The 14979-nt window shown below is 65.8% G+C and carries 14 protein-coding genes and 1 tRNA gene; 11 read left to right on the forward strand and 4 right to left on the reverse strand.

Annotation, left to right across the window (positions count from 1 at the left end; all coding sequences use genetic code 11):
- Window positions 1-75: 75 nt before the first annotated feature.
- From nrdR to rpsD, 3 genes are all read left to right on the forward strand, one after another.
- Window positions 76-552, forward strand: coding sequence for a transcriptional regulator NrdR (gene nrdR / locus SSO01S_RS16810; RefSeq protein ID WP_066801512.1), 477 nt, complete (start codon window positions 76-78; stop codon window positions 550-552).
- Window positions 549-1280, forward strand: a complete 732-nt coding sequence (locus tag SSO01S_RS16815; RefSeq protein ID WP_066801514.1) for an RNA methyltransferase — start codon at window positions 549-551, stop codon at window positions 1278-1280. Before nrdR ends, SSO01S_RS16815 begins: the two co-directional genes overlap by 4 nt.
- Before the next feature lie 191 nt (window positions 1281-1471).
- Window positions 1472-2086, forward strand: coding sequence for a 30S ribosomal protein S4 (gene rpsD, locus SSO01S_RS16820; protein ID WP_066801517.1), 615 nt, complete (start codon window positions 1472-1474; stop codon window positions 2084-2086).
- Between the two features lie 160 nt (window positions 2087-2246).
- On the opposite strand, the gene SSO01S_RS16825 is transcribed toward rpsD, so the two are convergent.
- Window positions 2247-4226 (reverse strand): alpha/beta hydrolase family protein, encoded by a 1980-nt coding sequence (locus SSO01S_RS16825; RefSeq protein WP_157073838.1) that lies wholly within the window; start codon window positions 4224-4226, stop codon window positions 2247-2249.
- A gap of 122 nt (window positions 4227-4348) precedes the next feature.
- Window positions 4349-5695: a glucuronyl esterase domain-containing protein gene (locus SSO01S_RS16830; protein WP_218000387.1), complete on the reverse strand. Its 1347-nt coding sequence runs from the start codon at window positions 5693-5695 to the stop codon at window positions 4349-4351.
- A 79-nt stretch (window positions 5696-5774) separates the two neighbouring features.
- Here SSO01S_RS16830 and SSO01S_RS16835 point away from each other — a divergent pair, with 79 nt between their 5' ends.
- The gene (locus SSO01S_RS16835; RefSeq protein ID WP_066801526.1) at window positions 5775-7394 is read left to right on the forward strand and encodes a M28 family peptidase; all 1620 of its coding nucleotides are present in this window, start codon (window positions 5775-5777) and stop codon (window positions 7392-7394) included.
- A gap of 235 nt (window positions 7395-7629) precedes the next feature.
- A complete protein-coding gene (locus tag SSO01S_RS16840; protein WP_066801529.1) occupies window positions 7630-8607 on the forward strand; it encodes an agmatine deiminase family protein in 978 nt (325 codons plus the stop codon).
- Here SSO01S_RS16840 and SSO01S_RS16845 read toward each other — a convergent pair.
- Window positions 8599-9147: a hypothetical protein gene (locus SSO01S_RS16845; RefSeq protein ID WP_066801532.1), complete on the reverse strand. Its 549-nt coding sequence runs from the start codon at window positions 9145-9147 to the stop codon at window positions 8599-8601. The two genes, SSO01S_RS16840 and SSO01S_RS16845, sit on opposite strands and share 9 nt — an antisense overlap.
- Before the next feature lie 55 nt (window positions 9148-9202).
- Here SSO01S_RS16845 and aguB point away from each other — a divergent pair, with 55 nt between their 5' ends.
- Window positions 9203-10051 carry an N-carbamoylputrescine amidase gene (gene aguB / locus SSO01S_RS16850; RefSeq protein WP_066801544.1) on the forward strand — a complete coding sequence of 283 codons (849 nt, stop codon included), beginning with the start codon at window positions 9203-9205 and terminating at the stop codon, window positions 10049-10051.
- A 42-nt stretch (window positions 10052-10093) separates the two neighbouring features.
- Window positions 10094-10798 (forward strand): VIT1/CCC1 transporter family protein, encoded by a 705-nt coding sequence (locus SSO01S_RS16855; RefSeq protein ID WP_066801535.1) that lies wholly within the window; start codon window positions 10094-10096, stop codon window positions 10796-10798.
- Here the strand turns inward: SSO01S_RS16855 and SSO01S_RS16860 are convergent.
- Window positions 10795-11397, reverse strand: coding sequence for a uracil-DNA glycosylase (locus SSO01S_RS16860; protein ID WP_066801538.1), 603 nt, complete (start codon window positions 11395-11397; stop codon window positions 10795-10797). The genes SSO01S_RS16855 and SSO01S_RS16860 overlap by 4 nt on opposite strands.
- Window positions 11398-11414: 17 nt before the next feature.
- Between SSO01S_RS16860 and folK the strand changes: the two genes are divergently transcribed.
- The 4 genes from folK (at window position 11415) to SSO01S_RS16880 (ending at window position 14803) form a co-directional block, all read left to right on the forward strand.
- Entirely contained in the window at window positions 11415-11921 is a 507-nt protein-coding gene (folK, locus tag SSO01S_RS16865; RefSeq protein ID WP_066801540.1) for a 2-amino-4-hydroxy-6-hydroxymethyldihydropteridine diphosphokinase, read from the forward strand.
- Between the two features lie 12 nt (window positions 11922-11933).
- Window positions 11934-12009, forward strand: a tRNA-Lys gene (locus tag SSO01S_RS16870).
- Between the two features lie 34 nt (window positions 12010-12043).
- Entirely contained in the window at window positions 12044-12535 is a 492-nt protein-coding gene (locus SSO01S_RS16875) for a DUF2946 family protein (RefSeq protein WP_157073839.1), read from the forward strand.
- A 93-nt stretch (window positions 12536-12628) separates the two neighbouring features.
- On the forward strand, window positions 12629-14803 hold the full coding sequence (locus SSO01S_RS16880; protein ID WP_066801546.1) for a TonB-dependent receptor: 2175 nt from the start codon (window positions 12629-12631) through the stop codon (window positions 14801-14803).
- The last annotated feature ends 176 nt before the right edge of the window (window positions 14804-14979 follow it).

A 14979-nucleotide genomic window follows, 5' to 3' on the forward strand; every position in this document is an offset into this window, starting at 1 on the left:
AGAGGGGCCTGAAGGGGCGGCTCTTTCCGAACCGGCTGCCCCTCTCCCGACCTCTCCTGAAGGGGAGCGGGACTAATGCGCTGCCCGTTCTGCGGAAACGAGGACTCGCAGGTAAAGGACAGCCGTCCGACCGAGGATAATGGCGCGATCCGCAGGCGACGCCAGTGCGAGGCCTGCGCCGCGCGCTTCACCACGTTCGAGCGCATCCAGCTGCGCGAGCTGACCGTGCTCAAGAGCGAGGACAAGCGCGAGCCGTTCGAGCGCGACAAATTGGTCCGTTCGGTCTCGATCGCCGCGCGCAAGCGCCCCGTCACCGCCGCGCAGATCGAGCGCCTCGTCTCGGGCATCCAGCGTCAGCTCGAAACGCTGGGCGACAGCGAAATCCCCTCGCAGCGGATCGGCGAGCTGGTGATGGAGGGGCTCAAGGGTCTCGATCCCGTCGCCTATATCCGCTTCGCCAGCGTCTATAAGGATTTCCGCGAGGCCAAGGATTTCGAGGAATTCGCCGGTAATGTGAGCGAAGCCGGCACATCGAAGAGAGACGGGGAATGAGCGCCCCCCAGCCCGTCATCGTGCTCGTCCGGCCCCAGCTTGGCGAGAATATCGGCAAGGCCGCCCGCGCGATGCTCAATTTCGGGCTCACCGAATTGCGCCTCGTGGCCCCGCGCGACGGCTGGCCCAATCCCAGCGCCGGCCCTGCCGCCAGCGGCGCCGATGTGGTGCTGGAAAAGGCCCAGCTTTTCGATAGCCTCGCCGATGCCGTCGCCGATTGCAGCCATGTCTATGCCACCACGGTGCGCAAGCGCGGCATCACCCGGCCCGTGGTCACGCCCGAAGTGGCGGCGCGCGATATCCATGCCGAGCCCGGTCGCTCGGCGATCCTGTTCGGCCGCGAGCGCTCGGGCCTCGATGTCGAGGAAGTGGCGATGGCGCGCACGATCATCACCGTGCCGATCAACCCCGAATTCGGCTCGCTCAACCTCGCCCAGGCCGTGATCCTCTGCGCCTATGAATGGTCGAAGGGCGAAGCTTTGGTCAGCCCCACGCTGGTCGATCTCGATCCCCCCGCCCCGCAGCAGGAATTTGAGGGCATGTTCGCCCAGCTCGATGCGATGCTGGAAACCACCGGCTTCTATTATCCTCCGGCCCGCGTGCCGACCACCAAACGCACCCTGCGCACCCTGCTCACCAAGGCCGAATGGACCAGCCAGGAACTCCGCACCCTGCGCGGCGTCCTCTCGGCGCTCGAAGGCAAGAAGCTGCCCCGCACGCGCGCATAATGTCTTCGTCGCCCGGGCCTGCAGCCGGGGCCACGGCTTGCTGCAAAACTTGACTCGCACGCCCTCCGCGTCTAACCGCGCGCCTTCGCAATGGCCCCGCACCCCGGTGAAGCGGCGGCCCTGCCCTCCTCACAGAGTTCAGCAGGCGGATACCGGGACCAACGTTGTTCTGTGATTGCAAAGGATTAGATATGTCGAAGCGCAACAGCGCCAAGCACAAGCTCGATCGCCGGATGGGCGAAAACATCTGGGGTCGCCCGAAGAGCCCGGTCAACAAGCGTGAGTACGGCCCCGGCCAGCACGGTCAGCGCCGCAAGGGCAAGATGTCGGACTTCGGCATCCAGCTCCGCGCCAAGCAGAAGCTCAAGGGCTATTACGGCGACATCACCGAGAAGCAGTTCAAGCGCACTTATGAAGAAGCGTCGCGCATGAAGGGCGATACCGGTCAGAACCTGATCGGCCTGCTCGAACAGCGCCTCGACATGATCGTCTATCGCGCCAAGTTCGCGCCGACGATCTTCGCGGCCCGCCAGATCGTCAACCACGGCCATGTCCGCGTGAACGGCGAGAAGTGCAACATCGGTTCGCGCCGCATCAAGCCGGGCGAGGAAGTCTCGCTTTCGACCAAGGCGCAGGAAATGGCGCTGGTGATGGAAGCGCAGAGCCTGTCCGAGCGTGATATCCCCGATTACGTGGCTCCCGATGGTGCCTCGAAGATCACCTTCACCCGCGTGCCGACCCTCGACGAGGTTCCCTATCCGGTGAAGATGGAGCCGAACCTGGTCGTCGAATTCTATTCGCGCTAAGTTTTCGGGCTTCAGCCGGACAAGAAAAAGGGCGGTCCCTCGCGGGGCCGCCCTTTTTCGTCACTCGCGAATGGCTGCGCCCGGCTCGGAGCGCGATCCCGTACATCGCGACTGGCCATCCCCGCAAAAGCGGAGACGGCCAGCCCATCCGGATCAGGCTCTAGCGCTTCAGCGCCTTGGCCAGAAACGCGTCTGATTTGGCGAGCAGATCGGCGCGGATCGCCGAATCGTCCAGCTGGTGGTCGAGCTTGGGATAGACGATCAACTCGCTGCTCTTGCCGGCCTTTTTGAGCTGCCGGTCCATCAGCTTGGCCTGGTCGAGATCGACATTGATGTCCTTGTCGCCATGGAACATCAGCACCGGAGCCTTGAACAGCTCGGGATGCCGCGCGGGCGAGCCCTCGGTGATATGCGGGCCGCTGCCGATATAGTCCTTCTGGATGCGGCTGCCCGTGTCCGCCTTGAGCGCGCCCAGATCGGTCACCGGCGCGACGGCGATCACTGCCTTGAACAGGTTTGGATCCACCACATTGGCCTGCAGCGCGGCATAGCCGCCATAGGACCAGCCGAAGATCGCCAGCTTCTCCGGATCGGCGATGCCCTGCGCCACCAGATAGCGCCCGGCATCGTTGACGTCGCCGATCGCCAGCTTCCACGATTTGAAGCCATTGTCCTTGAACCAGCTATCGCCATAGCCCGATGAGCCGCGGAAATTGGGCTGGATCACCGCATAGCCGCGCGATGCGAAGAACTGGACCATCCAGTCAAAGCCCCAGGTGTCGCGCGACGCCGGCCCGCCATGCGGCATCACGATCGCGGGCAGCTTCTTCCCCGCGCTGCCCGCCGGCAGCGTCAGATAGGCCGGCACCTCGGTGCCGTCGGCAGCCTTGTAGGTGATGCTCTTCATCTCGCCGAGCGGCACCCCGGTCAGGTCCGGCCGCGATTTGCCGAGCGGCATCATCTTCTTGGTCGTCGAGTCGAATACGAAATAGCGCCCCGCGTCGGTATCGCTGCCGGCATAGACGAGATGCTTGGTCCCATCCGCGCTCGAATCGACCAGATGGACCAGCGGCAGCGCCTTCATCGTGCTGCTCAGATAGGTCATCAGCTCCTTGAACTTGGGATCGAAGAACTCGATCTGCCCGGCATCGATCGTATAGCGCGCGCCGACGATCCGGCCTTCGCGGCCGGTGCGCGCGACGTCGCTCACGTCCACCTTGGGGTGCGCGAAGGCGAGCTCGGTCTTCATCGTCCCGTCCAGCGCGACCCGGTACAGCGCATCGCGCCCGTCCAGCTTCTTCAGCACATAGGCCACGTCCGCCGCGCCATCCACGCCGACGGGATACATGCCCTCTTCGGTCACGCCATTATAGGTGCCGAACGGCTTCCATTGCTTGCTGCCGGCGGTGCGATAGCTGAACGTGGTTATGCCGCGCGACTGGTTCTGCGAGCGGATCGATTCGTCGGCGCCCTTGATGCGGACATTGCCCTTGCCGTCGGCGAGATACAGATAGGTCGCGGTGTCAGGGCTCTCGACCTGCACGGTCTTGGCGGTCTCGGTGTCGAGCAGGTCGACGCCCAGTCCCTCCTTGGCGTTCGTGCCCGTGCCCGTCATGCCCACGCCGCCGGACGCGACATAGCGGCGGGCGATCAGCACCTTGCTGTCCGATCCGTCACGCCAGTCGATCACATAGCCGTCGGAAAGCTGGGCATAGCTGTCATAGCGGTTCAGCGTGGACAGCGGCATCGGATTGCTGCCATCGGCGTTCATCGCCACCATCCGGGTATAGGGCAGCAGCCTGTTATAGTTCGTGTCCGATACGCCGTAGAGCTGGCAGATCAGCCGGGCGTTGGTGACCCAGGTGCAGCCGGTCAGCGTCATCGGGTTGCCATCGGCCTTGTTGACCGGCGTGTTGGTCTTCTTGACCAGGTCGAGCACTTCGACGAACGCGCTTTGCCCCGGCCCCGGCACGACAATCGCGATCTTGGTGCCGTCGGGCGACATGCTGGCGTCCAAGATGCCCGGGCGCGCGCCAAATGACTTTGCGGCTTCTGCGGCGCTCAGCCCGTCCTGGGCAGCGGCCGGCTGGGCCACCGCCGCCAGTGCGGCCGCCAGCGCGATCAAGCTATGGTTTCTCACTGATAATCCCCTGTTACGAAACGCCAATCTGCATTGCTGATGGAATTTCGCAATGGGAATCGCGGCCAAGATAGCCGGATTTCCGGGCGGGGCGGTTCAGCCCGGGAATCGGCGCTGAAGGCTCAGCGCTTTGCCCCCAGCCGCGCCTGCGCAAAATCGATGAAGCTGGGCCAGTTGTCGCGATTATTGTGCCCGCCCTGATGCTGGCGAAAGCCGAGCGATCCGCCGGTAACCGGGGTGAGCGCCTCGGGAAACACATCGCTGCTCAGCCCGGGCTTGCCGAGCAGGTCCCAGGCATGGCTGGCTGCCGCAGCGGCGAGGAAGCTGCCCTTGGGATCGACCCAGCCATCCCCGGTCTCCACCGTCCCCGCCCCGATGAACAGCGCACGCGGCGCGCTGAGCGCGATCAGCTGGTGCGAGTCGATCGGCAGATCGAATTCGGTGAGCACCCCGCAATATTTGAGGAAATTGCCCGCGAACCAGTGATACTCGCCGCTCGCACACAGATTGCCCATGCGTTCGCCGAAATTGCGGCGATAGAGCGCAGCACCACCCGCGCCCGACGATCCGACAAAGCCGATCGCGAAGCGCTGGTCATAGGCCATCGTCACCAGCGCCGCCTTGCCATAGCGCGACAGACCCTCGATCCCGATGCGCTTCGCATCGATCGCGGGATCCCTCGCCAGCACGTCGAACGCGCGGCTCGCCCCCCATGCCCAGGCGCGCAGCACGCCCCAATCCTCCGGGCCGCGCGCCTTGCCGCGCAGCGAAATCCCGATCACGCCATCCTTCAGCAGCCCGCCATTATCCGCCTGGATCGAATTGGCGACCAGCACTGCATAACCCCAGCCGCGCTGGAGCAATTGCTCGGTATAGGGTGGCCCCGGATCGGCGGGGCGCGGCGGCCCGGGGAAGCGGAAACCCTCGGGAAAGCCGAAGGACAGCATCAGCGGCACGCGCGCCTTGCCGCGCGGCAGCGTCACGCGCAGCGATATCGTCGCGCTCGCTTGGGGCCATGCCTTGTTGTCGGCCACGCCCTCCAGCCATTTCTTGACGACCGGCACCCCGCCTTCGACCGCGCTTTCCTCGCGCACGACGCGCCAGTCGATCGTCGGCGCGCTCGCCGGCACCCGGCCATAGATTTCGCGGTCGAACAGCTCGACGAGCTCGGGCCGCCGCGCGCGCCACCACATCCGCGCGCTATCCACCCTATCGCCATTGGCCATGGTCAGCACGCCGTGCAGCTGCGGCTCGCCCGCTTTCGCCTCGTCGTAATTGGCGGCGTTGGGCGCGTCGCGATTGAAGCCATCCGCTCCCGGCCGGGTCGCCTTGATCCCCAGCAGGTCCAGCATCGCCTGCCGGTCGGCATTTGCGGCGGCATAATCCTGTTGCTGTGCGGCGGCGGGCAGCGCCGCGCACAGCAACAGCGACAAAAGCAATCCCGGCCGCATCGCCCTCTCCGCGCTCATGTTATCGCTACCATTGCTGCATCACGTTGCCCCGGCGCGCAACCCCTGCCAGCATGCGGGATCATTTCGGGAGTTTCGCATGCGCTTCGCTCTGTTTGCCCTGTCGCTTCTGGCCAGCGGTGCCGCCTCGGCGCAGGCCATTTCGCTCGATACGATGAAGGACGTGACGAAGACGCTGTCTTCCGATGCGTTCGAGGGCCGCGCGCCCACCACGCCGGCGGAGGAAAAGACCGTCAACTATATCGTAGAGCGATTCAAGAAAGCGGGGCTCCAGCCGGGCAACAAGGGAAGCTGGTTCCAGGACGTGCCGCTGGTGGAGCTCACCGCGAAGAACGTTTCGAACCTCGTCTTTTCCGGCGGCAAGACCCCCGTAAGCCTCGCCTATCGCACCGATATGGTGGTCAACACCTATCGCGTCGTGCCCAATATCGCGCTCAAGGATAGCGACGTCGTCTTCGTCGGCTACGGGATCAACGCGCCCGAACGCGGCTGGAACGACTATGCCGGCGTCGATGTGAAGGGGAAGACGGTCCTCATCCTCGTCAACGATGCCGATTGGCAGACGCCCACGCTCGACGGGCTCTTCGATGGCAAGGCGATGACCTATTATGGCCGCTGGACCTACAAGTTCGAGGAAGCCGCGCGGCAGGGCGCAGCAGCCGCGATCATTATCCATGATACCGAGCCCGCGGCCTATGGCTGGGGCGTCGTCCAGTCGAGCTGGACCGGCGCGCAATATGAGCAGGACGCCTCCGACAATCATATGGGCCAGAGCCAGGCGATCGCCTGGATCCAGCAGGACGCGGCAAAGGCGCTCTTCGCCAGCGCGGGCAAGGATTATCCGGCCTTGCTCGAGGCTGCCCGCACGATGGGCTTCCGCGCCGTGCCGCTCGGGCTCAAGGCATCGGTCAGCTTCGACAATGATATCAAGCGCCAGAAATCGAGGAACGTCATCGGCATGCTTCCCGGCACCAAGCGCCCGGATGAAGTGGTGCTCTACACCGGCCATTGGGATCATCTGGGTCGCTGCGACGCAATCGACGGCGACGATATCTGCAACGGCGCGATCGACAATGCGACGGGCATCGGCGCTTTGGTCGCGATCGCAGAGGCGAGCGCCAAACAGGGCCCAACCGCGCGCTCGCAGGTGTTCCTTGCCGTTACCGCCGAGGAATCGGGCCTGCTCGGCTCCAAATATTATGCCGAGAACCCGGTCTTCCCGCTCGCCAAGACGGTGGGCGGCGTCAACATGGATGCGCTCTCTGTGACGCCCGCGGTCAGGGATTTCGTGATGGTCGGCGCGGGCAAGTCCGAGATGGAAGATCTGGTGAAGCCCTTCGTCGCGGCGCAGAATCGCGTGATCGAACCCGAACCCACACCCGAGCGCGGCTATTATTATCGCTCGGACCATTTCAGCTTCGCGCGGCTCGGCGTCCCCATGCTCAATGGCGGCGCGGGCGAGGATCTGGTGGTCGGCGGCAAGGAAGCCGGCACCAAGCTGAGCGAGGAATATACCGCCCGCGCCTATCACAAGCCGCAGGACGAATATTCAGGGAGCTGGGATTGGGGTGCCGCGGTGCAGGACGTCCAGCTCTACCATGATTTCGGTCGCATGCTCGCCGATGGCGACCTCTGGCCAAACTGGTACCCCACCGCCGAATTCCGCGCGATCCGCGACAAGAGCCGGGCAGGCCAGTAGCGGCGTGTGGCAGGGCGGACCCCTATCCGCCCCGGCCTCACCACCCCCCGGTCACCCCGGGCTTGCCCCGGGGTCCCGCTAATTCTGGCGGGCTATAGCTCAAGCGGGGAGAACCCCACCGGGCAAGCGGCCCGGAACGCACTGGCGCGTGCACGGAGGAAGCGGGACCCCAGGGTCCCGCTATTTTTCTCGGGATATGGTTTGCATTTATCGCCAGCCGACTAAAAAGCAGCGAATGACCATCCTGCCCCCCAAGCCCGAATGGGCACCCCATGACGCCGTCTGGATCGGCTTTCCCAGCCATCCCGAGCTCTGGGTCGAGGATCTCGAGCCCGCGCGCGCCGAAGTCGCGGCCTTCGCGCGTGCGGTGCATGCCGGCGGGCGCGGTGAGCAGGTGATCCTGGTCTGCGCCAATGCGGAATCGGGTGCGGCGGCGAAGAAGCTGCTGGGCAATGACGCACGCATCGTGGTCGAGCCGTTCGGCGACATCTGGCTGCGCGATACTGCCGCGATCATCGGCGGCGACGGCCTTGCGCGCGATTTCGGCTTCAACGGCTGGGGCGGCAAATATGATCTTGAGGGCGATGACGATATCGGCATCCGCCTCGCCCGCCGCCAGCGCCTGCCTGTCGAATCGTTCGACTGGATCATCGAAGGCGGCGCGATCGACGGCGACGGCACCGGCCTCGTCGTCACCACCGAGCAATGCCTGCTCAACCATAATCGCAATCCCGGCTTCTCCCAGAACCAGGTGGAAGCGCTGCTCAAGTCCGATCTCGGCTATACCGATGTGCTGTGGCTCGGAAACGGGCTGCTCAACGATCACACCGACGGCCATGTCGATAATCTCGCGCGCTTCGTCGGCCCGAACCGGCTGCTGATCCCCGAGCCTGCCGAGAACGATCCCAATTGGCGCGTCTATCAGGATGCGAAGCTGCGCGCCGAGCGCCACGGCGTCGAAGTCATCCCCTTCCCCTCCCCCGGCCGCGTGCTCGACGAGGAAGAGGAGATCATCCCCGCCAGCTATATGAACTTCTATATCGGCAACGCCGCCGTCGTCGTTCCGCTCTATGGGCAGGAGAATGATCAGGCCGCGGTCGATGCGCTGGGCAAGCTCTTCCCCGGCCGCGAGATCGTCGGCCAGCGCGCCGATCATATCCTAACCGGCGGCGGCAGCTTCCACTGTATCAGCCAGCAGATTCCGTCAGAATAGGAAGCGGAACATCCCGTAAAGGCTGAGCAGCAGCGCAAGGATCGCGCCGCACACCCATTTGCTCTTCGAAAAGACGATCGCGAGCCCGAGTCCGGAGAACAGCACCGGAATCGTCACGGATTGCCAGGTGGTGAAGATGTTGCCGTAAAGCAGGATGCGCGCGACCATCACCAACAGGTTCGCGCTCATCACGCCGATCATCACCTGCCCCTTGTGGCGCATGAAATAGGCGTCGAGATCGGGCCATTCGCTCACTGCGGTGGGGAAGACGAGCGACGCGGCGAGATAATAGATCGACGCGATCACCGTGCCGAACAGCAGGGCCGCGAAGCTCGGCGGGATCGCCTCGCGCATGTCCCAGGCGTTCGACCAGAAGGTGACGAGATCGACCATCAGCAGCACGCCGACCATCGGCGTCAGCCACCCCAGCCGGATCGCCGTCCGTCCCCGCATCACGCGCCCGAACCCGCTCATCACCTCGGCGAGCGAAAGCCCCAGCAACAGGCCGAACAGCGAAAAGGCGAATTCGAAGCTGGTCATCGCGGCGATTAAGGCAGGGGGTGCGAAGGAAAGCAAATGCCACTACATGGCGCGCATGACCGAAATCACCGTCGGAGCGCTCCAGCTCGCCTTCACCGATGACATTGACGCCAATATCGCGGCGGTTTCCGAAATGGTCCGCGAGGCCGCGTCGCGCGGCGCGCAGGTCGTGCTGCCGCCCGAATTGTTCGAAGGCGAATATTTCTGCCGCGTCGAGGATGAAGGGCTCTTCTCCAACGCAAAGCCTGCGAACGAGCACAAGGCGGTGCTCGCGATGCAGAAGCTCGCCGCCGAGCTCGGCATCTACATCCCCACCAGCTTCTTCGAAGCCGATGGCCCGCATCATTATAACAGCCTCGCGATGATCGGCCCGGACGGAAAGGTCGCCGGCGTCTATCGCAAGAGCCACATCCCGGACGGCCCCGGCTATGAGGAAAAATTCTATTTCCGCCCGGGCAATACCGGCTTCAAGGTCTGGGAAGGCCCCGCGGCCACGCTGGGCGTCGGCATCTGCTGGGATCAATGGTATCCCGAAACCGCGCGCGCGATGATGCTCATGGGCGCGGATATCCTCTTCTATCCCACCGCCATCGGCTCCGAGCCGCATGACGACAGCCTCGACACCGCCCGCCTCTGGCGCCGCGCGATGGTCGGCCATGCGGTGTCCAACGTCGTCCCCGTGGTCGCGGCAAACCGCATCGGCACCGAGCACGGCCAGACCTTCTACGGCACCAGCTTCATCACCGACGAACGCGGCGACATCCTCGCCGAGCTCGATCGCGAGGAAACCGGCGTGATCACCGCGACGCTCGACCTCGATCGCGTCAAGCGCCACCGCGCCGCCTTCGGCTTCTTCCGCGATCGCCGCCCCGAATTGTACGGGCGGCTCGTGCAGGATATCTAACGGCCTGCCGCAAGCGGCGGCGCGACATAAGGGGATCTGGCGATGCGTGCGTTGAGTGAACATCGCGAACGCCATCTGGTGGCGCGGGTCGGCTGGCTTCGCGCGGCGGTGCTCGGCGCGAATGACGGCATCGTCTCCACCTCCAGCCTGATCGTCGGCGTCGCCGCCGCCAGCCCGGACCGCCAGGCGATCCTGGTGGCCGGGGTCGCCGGCCTGCTCGCGGGCGCACTGTCGATGGCGGCGGGCGAATATGTCTCGGTCAGCTCGCAGTCCGATACCGAACAGGCCGATCTCGCCCGCGAGCGCGCCGAACTGCGCGACGATACCGATCACGAGATCGACGAGCTCAGCGCGATCTACGAGGCGCGCGGAGTCGAGCCCGCGCTCGCCCGCCAGGTCGCGCTCCAGATGATGGCGAAGGATGCGCTCGGCGCGCACGCCCGCGACGAGCTCGGCATTTCCGAACTCAGCACGGCCCGCCCGATCCAGGCGGCCTGGACCTCGGCGGCAACCTTTTCGGTGGGCGCGGCGGCCCCGCTGATCGCCGCGCTGGTGGCCCCGCTGGCGATCGTCGTGCCCGCCGTCTCGATCGCCTCGCTGCTCTTCCTCGGCACCCTGGGCGCGATCGGCGCGCGTGCGGGTGGCGCGAATATAGGCCGCGCCGTGCTGCGCGTCACCTTCTGGGGAGCGGTCGCCATGGCGGTCACCGCGGGCGTCGGCGCGCTCTTCGGAACCGTAGCGGCCTAGCCCCGCAATTCCATCGCGCGCGCAAACACCGCCTCGAACATCTCCGCCGTCAGCCGGTTGGTGTTCTGGTTGTAGCGCGAGCAGTGATAGCTATCGATCAGCACGCGGCCATCGGGCATGCGGTGCTCGTTGCCATGCCCGAACGGCGTCTTGGGCAGCCGCCCGCCCATCGCCTTCACGGCGGACTGGTGCGCGATCTGCCCCAATGCGATCGTCACCGGCGCGCGGAGTTGCCCGCTCAGAAACTGCCGGCACGTGCGGATTTCCTCGGGCAGCGGCTTGTTGCCCGGCGGCAGGCAGCGCACCGCGTTGAGGATCAGCACGCCCTTCGGCTCGCCCGCTTCCGCCAGGGCGAACTTCTCCAGCGTGGCAAACAGCAGGTCGCCCGAAGCGTCGCCCGTAAAAGCCCGCCCGGTCCGGTTCGCCCCCTTCATCCCCGGAGCCAGCCCCACGATCGCGATGCCCGCCTCCGGGTCGCCCAGCGCGGGCACCGGCGCGTTCCACCATTCGGGCTGCGCCACGCGCAATTCGCCGCGCAGCGCCGCCAGTCGCGGGCACAGCGCGCAATCGCGCATCGGTTCAAGGCTTGGCGCTTCCATCCGCGCGCGATAGGCGCATGGGCGTGACGACGACAAGCCCAGCGGCGCAGACGCCGGCGACCTATGTGATCGCCCTGGGATCAAACCGTCGCGGGCGCCACGGATCGCCCGAGCGGGAAATCGCCGCCGCGCTCGCCCTGCTCGCCCCCGTCCTGGCCTCCCCGATTCTGCGCACGCCCCCGCTCGGCCCCTCCAACCGCCGCTTCGCCAATGCCGCCGCGATCCTCCGGACGAGCGAGGATCCCCCCGCTCTGCTCGCCCGGCTCAAGGCGATCGAGCGCGCTTTCGGGCGGCGGCGCGGGCGCGCCTGGGGGGCGCGGGTGATCGATCTCGATATCATCCTCTGGTCGGGCGGCGCATGGGGCGAAGCTGCGCTCACCATTCCCCACCCGCAGTTCCGCGCCCGCGATTTCGTGCTCCGGCCGCTCGTCGCCATCGCCCCCGATTGGCGCGATCCGATTTCGCGCCACACGGTCCGTCAGCTTTTCAAGCGGTTGACCGCCCCCCGCCCTGCCCCTAGGTGAGCGCGCTTGGTAGGGCTCGTAGCTCAGTCGGTAGAGCAACGGACTTTTAATCTGTAGGTCCCGGGTTCGAATCCCGGCGAGCCCACCATGCCCCGTCGCGAGGGGCCTTGCATCATGATACAATGCAACATATCAATCGTTCGCAGATGCAGCAGAATGGCATTGCGAGTGGAATGAAGGTCCAGCGTTCCAGGGATAAGCGCGCGCAGCGTGGCAATCGCCACGCCGTGATCGCGCGCATCCTGGGTCCGCACCTCGCGCTTGCATGGCGCACGATGCTGCTCGCGATGATGCTGGCGGTCAGCTGGCAGGGCTTCGTCGCGCAGACGCATCAGCATCCGGAGGGCGCGTCGCCGTTCGTCGGCGGCACCGTTCTGGTCAATATCGCGGCCAGCGCGGATAGCGATGCCCCGCTCAAGCTTCCCGATTCCTGCCCGATCTGCCGCGAACTCAATCATGCCGGCAGCGCGCTGCTGCCGGTCCCGGCGGAAATAGTCCCGCCCGTCCTGCGCGCCGCACTGGCGCCCGAAACAAGCCTCGCGAGTCCCGCCGATATCCGGCTGGCTTCGCATGGCTGGCGCAGCCGCGCACCTCCCCAGCCACTCCAGGCCTGAGCAAGCCCGCTCCACGCCCGGCGCCTCCGCGTCCAGCGTGCGTCCCGTGGCTTGCCGATCAGTATCCCTGACCAGCTTCCCGGAGTGTATCCCATGCGTTTTGCCCTTTTCCTTGGCGCGGCCACCGCCGCCCTTGCCGTGCCTGCCGTCGCTTTCGCCGCCGATCCCGATCCCAAAATCGCCCCCTCTCGTGACAAGCATGCTGGCGAGTCGCCGGCGGTCCCGGCTGCCGAGGACGAACAGGATCAGGACCATGGCCACGAATCGGCCGATTCGGGCATCATCGTCACCGCGCCCTATGTTCGCAGCCAGGTCGATGTGCTCTCGGGCACGTCGGTCCTGTCCGGCGAAGCGTTGACCCGCCAGATCAAGCCGACGATCGGTGATACGCTCGCCTCGCTGCCGGGCGTATCGGCCAGTTCGTTCGGCCCCGCCGTCTCGCGGCCCGTGCTGCGCGGCTTCCAGGGCGAGCGCATCCGCATCCTCACCGATGGCATCGGCAGCATCGACGTGTCGAACACTTCGGCCGATCACGCTGCCGCGATCAATCCGCTCAACGCGGATCGCATCGAAGTGCTGCGCGGCCCCGCCGCCTTGCTGTTCGGCTCGTCCGCGATCGGCGGCGTGGTCAACGTCATCGACAGCCGCATTCCGCGCCGCATTCCCACAGAGGCGGTTCATCTCGATCTGATCGGCAATTATTCCAGCGCGTCGGAGCAGCGCTCTGCGGCGGGCCATCTCGATGTGCCGCTCGGCAACGGCATCGTCGCCCATGCCGATGGCAGCTATCTCAAGACCGGCGATCTGCGCACCGGCGGTTACCTCTATGCCCGCAACGTGCGCGATCACGCACTGGCCCATGCCATTGCAGACAATGAGCCCGAACTGGCCGAGGAAGCGAGCGTGCGCGGGCGCCTGCACAACACCGCCGCCCGCACCTGGGACGCGGCAGGGGGCCTCTCGATCATCCGCGACGGTGGCTCGCTGGGCTTCGCGGTCAGCCGCTATGAGAGCCTCTATGGCGTCCCCGCGCGCTTCGATGTCCACGATCACGGCCATGGCGGTGGCGGCGGGCACGATCACGAGGATGTCCGCCTGAACGTCAAGCAAACGCGCTTCGACGTCCGCGCCGAGGTCGAGACGGGCGGCCTGTTCGAGATGCTGCGCTTCCGCGGTGCCGCTGCGGACTATCGGCATGACGAGATCGAGCCCGACGGCGCGATCGGCACCAGCTTCTTCAATCAGGGCTGGGAAGGCCGTGTCGAGCTGGTCCAGGCCGATCGTGGCGGCTGGCGCGGCGCGATCGGCGGCCAGTTCCTGCTGCGCGACTTCCGCGTTGAGGGGGACGAGAAGTTCCTGCCGCAAAGCAGCACCCAGCAATTCGGGCTCTTCACGCTCCAGTCCTTCGATCTCGGCCCGCTAAAGGCGGAAGCGGGAGCGCGCTATGAGCATAGCGATATCCGCGCCAAGGCGGACGTCGATCTCGGCAATCCCGATATCGCGCGCCGTTTCGACGCATTCTCCTTCTCGCTCGGCGCGTCCTACGCGCTGGCACCCGGCATCCGCATCGGCCTCAGTGGTTCGCGCACCGAGCGCGCTCCCTCGGCGGAAGAGATGTTCGCCAACGGCCCGCACGCCGGCACCCAGGCGTTCGAAATCGGCGATCCCGGCTTCGCCAAGGAAAGCAGCTGGGGCCTCGAAGCCTCGCTCAAGGGGCAGGGAGACGGCTATTCCTTCGCCCTCTCGGCCTATCACAACTGGTTCAGGAACTATATTTACGACTATCAGACCGGGGCCGAGATCGATCATCTCCCGGTCTTTCAATATGCCCAGGCCGATGCCCGCTATTACGGGCTGGAAGGCGAGCTGTCGGTGCGGCTTGCCCGGCTCGGCGGCTTCGATCTGAACACCGATCTTGTCGGTGATTACGTCCATGCGGATATCACGGGCGAGGGACCCGCGCCGCGCATTCCGGCGCTGCGCCTGCTGGGCGGGCTGGAAGCGCAGTCGGATCGCCTCACCACCCGCGTGGAAGTCGAACGCGTCTTCGATCAGAAGCGCATCGCCGGATACGAGACGCCGACCGACGGCTACACCATGGTCAACGCCTCGATCAGCTGGAAGCCCTTCGCCACCAAGGCGCTCAGCCTGACGCTGTCGGCGAACAATCTGTTCGACGTAGAGGCCCGCCGCCACGCAAGCGTCCTCAAGGATTTCGCTCCCCTCGCAGGCCGCGATTTCCGCATCAGCGCCCGGTTTCAGCTCTGATGAAATCCTGACCCCCGTCCGTCACCCCGACGCCCTGTCGGGGTGACGCGAACGGCCACCCCACACCCCACCCTTTCCGTCATCCCCGCGAATGCGGGGACCCAGGTCACAAGCGACACCCCAGTTGAGCCCCCTCCCTTGGGGACGACGAACAAACCAACCCCACACCCCCAAAC

The sequence above is a fragment of the Sphingomonas soli NBRC 100801 genome (assembly GCF_001591025.1).
Taxonomy (GTDB): domain Bacteria; phylum Pseudomonadota; class Alphaproteobacteria; order Sphingomonadales; family Sphingomonadaceae; genus Sphingomonas; species Sphingomonas soli.